Raw genomic sequence first — 4,778 nt, 5'->3', positions numbered from 1 at the left:
CCACCCCGAACGGCGTACCCGGCACCGCGTCGACCCGCTTCGGCGGCCGCGGCGCCTCGGCCGGCGGCGGCGGGAACGCCGGCCCCCAGCCCCCGTGGCCGGGCGCGCTTCCCGGCGCCGGCCACCCGCCGCCGTGACCCGGCGCGTTCCCCGGGTACGCCCCGTGCGGGTGATGCGCCGGCGCGGGCGCGGAACCCGGCGGATACGGCCCCGGGCGGTTCGGGTCGCCTCCCGGCGCGGCCGGTTCCGTCACGGTTCCTCCTGTCCACACCCGCCCGCCACCCGGCGGACACCGGCCAGGCTACCGTCGCCGGTCACGGCCGGGTGGGCGGGCGCGGGTCCGCTCCCCCGCCCGGTCAGTCGAAGTTCGGCGCGAAGTCGTGGCCGAACGAGCCGTCGGCGTACCGGACCACGCCGATCACCACCGCCGCCACCACCGCCGCCGCGGTCAGCACCAGGCCGGTCCGCGCCATCTGCTCGCCGCGCCGCAGCCAGTCGCCGCCGGTGAGATAACCACCAGATGTGTACGCCTCGCGGCGCGCCTGCCGGGCCAGCGTGAGCGCGATCGTGGCCGGCACCGCGCCGCCGATGAACAGACCGGTGAGCGCGCCGATCAGGCCGAGCGCGAAGACCGCCCGCGCCGTGGTGGAGCGGACCGGCTCCGGGTCGTGCGGATGGCGGTGCGCCTGCGGCACGACGGGCGCCGGCCCGGGCACTGTCGTCATGCCCTCCATCATGCCCCGGATCCGGTTCCCCGGTCCCGGCAAGCCGGCCCGGACGCGACGAGGCCCCCGGCGGCTGCCGGGGGCCTCGTCGTTTCCTACTGCTTAGCGGTACGACCCGAAGTCGAAGTCGTCCAGCGGAACCGCCTGGCCGCTGGCCGGCCCGAAGCCGTAGTCGGTCTCCGGGTAGCCGGTCATCGAGTAGACCTTGGCCTTCGCCTCCTCGGTCGGCTCGACCCGGACGTTGCGGTACTTGCTGATGCCCGTACCGGCCGGGATGAGCTTACCGATGATCACGTTCTCCTTGAGGCCGATCAGCGAGTCGCTGCGGGCGTGGATCGCCGCGTCCGTCAGCACCCGGGTGGTCTCCTGGAAGGAGGCCGCCGACAGCCAGGAGTCGGTGGCCAGCGAGGCCTTGGTGATACCCATCAGCACCGGGCGACCGGCGGCGGGCTCGCCACCCTCGCCGACGAGCCGGCGGTTCTCCGACTCGAACAGCGCCCGGTCGACCAGCACACCCGGCAGGAACTCGGTCGAGCCGGAGTCGATGACCGTCACCCGCTTGAGCATCTGGCGGATGATGATCTCGATGTGCTTGTCGTGGATGAGCACACCCTGCGAGCGGTAGACCTCCTGGACCTCCTGGGTCAGGTGGACCTGGACCGCGCGCGGGCCGAGGATGCGCAGCAGCTCGTGCGGGTCGATGGTGCCCTCGGTGAGCTTCTCGCCGACCTCGACGTGGTCGCCGTCGTGCGCCCGGAGCCGGACCCGCTTCGAGATCTTGTCGTAGACGATCTCGTCGCTGCCGTCGTCCGGGATGACCACGATCTTGCGGGACCGCTCGCCGTCCTCGATCCGGATGCGACCCGGGGTGTCGGCGATGGGCGCCTTACCCTTCGGCACCCGGGCCTCGAAGATCTCCTGGACACGGGGCAGACCCTGGGTGATGTCCTCACCCGCGACACCACCGGTGTGGAAGGTACGCATCGTCAGCTGCGTACCCGGCTCACCGATCGACTGGGCGGCGATGATGCCGACCGCCTCGCCGACGTCCACGGTCTTGCCGGTCGGCAGCGAGCGGCCGTAGCACGCACCGCAGACGCCCAGCTTCGACTCGCAGGTGAGCACGCTGCGCACCCGCACCGTCTCGGTACCGGCGGCGACGATCGCGTCCACCAGGATCGAGTTGATGTCCTGGCCGCGGTGGGCCACCACGGTGCCGTCCGGCCCCTTGATGTCGTCGGCCAGCGTCCGGGCGTGCACGCTGGTCTCGGCGTGCTCGTGCACGACCAGCTTGCCGTCGATGCGCTCGCCGACCTGCATCGGGATGGCGCGGTCGGTGCCGCAGTCCTCCTCGCGGATGATGACGTCCTGCGAGACGTCCACCAGACGCCGGGTCAGGTAACCCGAGTCGGCGGTACGCAGGGCGGTGTCCGCGAGACCCTTACGGGCACCGTGCGTGGAGATGAAGTACTCCAGCACGGACAGACCCTCCCGGTAGCTGGCCTTGATCGGCCGCGGGATGATCTCACCCTTCGGGTTGGCCACCAGACCACGGATCGCCGCGATCTGCCGGAGCTGGAGCAGGTTACCGCGGGCGCCCGAGTTGATCATCTTCCACAGCGGGTTCTCCTGCGGCAGCGCGGTGTCCATCTCCTTGGCGACCTCGTTGGTCGCCTTGGTCCAGATCTCGATGAGCTCGCCGCGACGCTCCTCGGCGGTCATCAGACCACGCTGGTACTGCTTGTCGATCCGGTCGGCTTCCTTCTCGTACCGCTCCAGGATCTCCCGCTTGCGCGGCGGAGCGATGACGTCCTCCATGCCGATGGTGACGCCGGACCAGGTGGCCCAGTGGAAACCGGCCTCCTTGAGCCCGTCCAGGGTGGCCGCCAGGGCCACCTTCGGGAAGCGCTCGGCGAGGTCGTTGACGATCGCGGAGAGCTGGCCCTTGCGGATCTCGTAGTTCACGAAGCGGTAGCCCGGGGGCAGCGTCTCGTTGAACAGGACCCGGCCCAGCGTGGTCTCCACGGTCACCGGCTCGCCCTCGGTCCAGCCCTCGGGGGCGGTCCACGGCTCGGCGCCGGCGCCGTTGTCCACACCGACGACGTCGCGCAGCCGGATCCGGACCGGCGCCTGCAGGTGCAGCTCGCCGTTGTCGTACGCCATCCGCGCCTCGGCGTCCGAGCTGAACGCCCGGCCCTCGCCCTTGCCACCCGGAGTGAGGTGGGTGAGGTGGTAGAGACCGATGACCATGTCCTGGGTGGGCATGGTGACCGGCTTGCCGTCGGCCGGCTTGAGGATGTTGTTCGACGACAGCATCAGGATACGCGCCTCGGCCTGGGCCTCGGCGGACAGCGGCACGTGGACCGCCATCTGGTCACCGTCGAAGTCGGCGTTGAACGCGGTGCAGACCAGCGGGTGGATCTGGATGGCCTTGCCCTCGACCAGCTGCGGCTCGAAGGCCTGGATGCCCAGACGGTGCAGGGTCGGCGCGCGGTTCAGCAGCACCGGGTGCTCGCCGATGACCTCTTCCAGCACGTCCCACACGACCGGCCGCTGCCGCTCGACCATCCGCTTGGCGGACTTGATGTTCTGCGCGTGGTTGAGGTCGACCAGCCGCTTCATCACGAACGGCTTGAACAGCTCCAGCGCCATCTGCTTGGGCAGGCCGCACTGGTGCAGCTTGAGCTTCGGGCCGACCACGATGACCGAACGGCCGGAGTAGTCGACGCGCTTGCCGAGCAGGTTCTGGCGGAACCGGCCCTGCTTGCCCTTGAGCATGTCGGACAGCGACTTCAGGGGCCGGTTACCGGGGCCGGTGACCGGACGACCACGACGGCCGTTGTCGAACAGCGCGTCGACGGCCTCCTGGAGCATCCGCTTCTCGTTGTTGACGATGATCTCGGGCGCGCCGAGGTCGATCAGCCGCTTGAGGCGGTTGTTCCGGTTGATCACACGCCGGTACAGGTCGTTCAGGTCGGAGGTCGCGAAACGGCCACCGTCGAGCTGCACCATCGGGCGCAGGTCCGGCGGGATGACCGGGACGCAGTCCAGCACCATGCCGAGCGGCGAGTTCCGGGTGTTCTGGAACGCCGCGACGACCTTGAGCCGCTTGAGCGCCCGGATCTTCCGCTGGCCCTTGCCGGAGCGGATGGTCTCGCGCAGGTTCTCCGCCTCGGCCTCCAGGTCCATGTTCTGGACCAGGGCCTTGATCGCCTCGGCGCCCATGCTGCCGGTGAAGTACTCACCGAAGCGGTCGCGCAGCTCGCGGTAGAGCAGCTCGTCGGTGACCAGCTGCTTCGGCTCCAGCTTGCGGAAGGTGTCGAGGACCTCGTCGAGGCGGTCGATCTCGCGCTGGGCCCGGTCGCGGATCTGGCGCATCTCGCGCTCTCCGCCCTCCTTGACCTTGCGCCGGACGTCCGCCTTCGCGCCCTCGGCCTCCAGCTCGGCCAGGTCGGCCTCCAGCTTGGCGGCCCGCTTCTCGATCTCCGAGTCGCGGCTGTTCTCCGCCTGCCGCTTCTCGGCCAGGATCTCGTTCTCGATGGTCGAGAGGTCGCGGTGACGCGCCTCGGCGTCCACGCTCGTCACGACGTACGAGGCGAAGTAGATGATCTTTTCGAGGTCCTTCGGGGCGAGGTCCAGCAGGTAGCCCAGCCGGCTCGGCACGCCCTTGAAGTACCAGATGTGGGTCACCGGAGCGGCCAGCTCGATGTGACCCATCCGCTCCCGGCGAACCTTGGAGCGGGTCACCTCGACGCCGCAGCGCTCGCAGATGATGCCCTTGAAGCGGACCCGCTTGTACTTACCGCAGTAGCACTCCCAGTCCCGCTGAGGACCGAAGATCTTCTCGCAGAAGAGCCCGTCCTTCTCCGGCTTGAGGGTGCGGTAGTTGATGGTCTCGGGCTTCTTGACCTCGCCGTGGGACCACTGACGGATGTCGTCAGCGGTGGCGAGGCCGATGCGCAGCTCGTCGAAGAAGTTGACGTCGAGCACTATGTCCCCTATGTCGTCGTCTTTACAGCTAGATCATGGGCGGGGTCGGGGGCCGGCCCGCCC

General features: G+C 69.7%; 2 protein-coding genes. Both read right to left on the bottom strand.

All coding sequences use genetic code 11. From position 1 onward, the window contains the following. Positions 1-356 precede the first annotated feature (356 nt). Positions 357-725, bottom strand: coding sequence for a hypothetical protein (locus tag KBX39_RS23400; RefSeq protein ID WP_210872527.1), 369 nt, complete (start codon positions 723-725; stop codon positions 357-359). A 102-nt stretch (positions 726-827) separates the two neighbouring features. After that, positions 828-4,715: a DNA-directed RNA polymerase subunit beta' gene (locus tag KBX39_RS23395; protein WP_043328234.1), complete on the bottom strand. Its 3,888-nt coding sequence runs from the start codon at positions 4,713-4,715 to the stop codon at positions 828-830. Positions 4,716-4,778 lie beyond the last annotated feature (63 nt).

This window comes from Micromonospora sp. D75, assembly GCF_018070405.1.
Lineage (GTDB): Bacteria > Actinomycetota > Actinomycetes > Mycobacteriales > Micromonosporaceae > Micromonospora > Micromonospora chalcea.
This window is presented reverse-complemented; position numbering and strand designations above follow the sequence as displayed.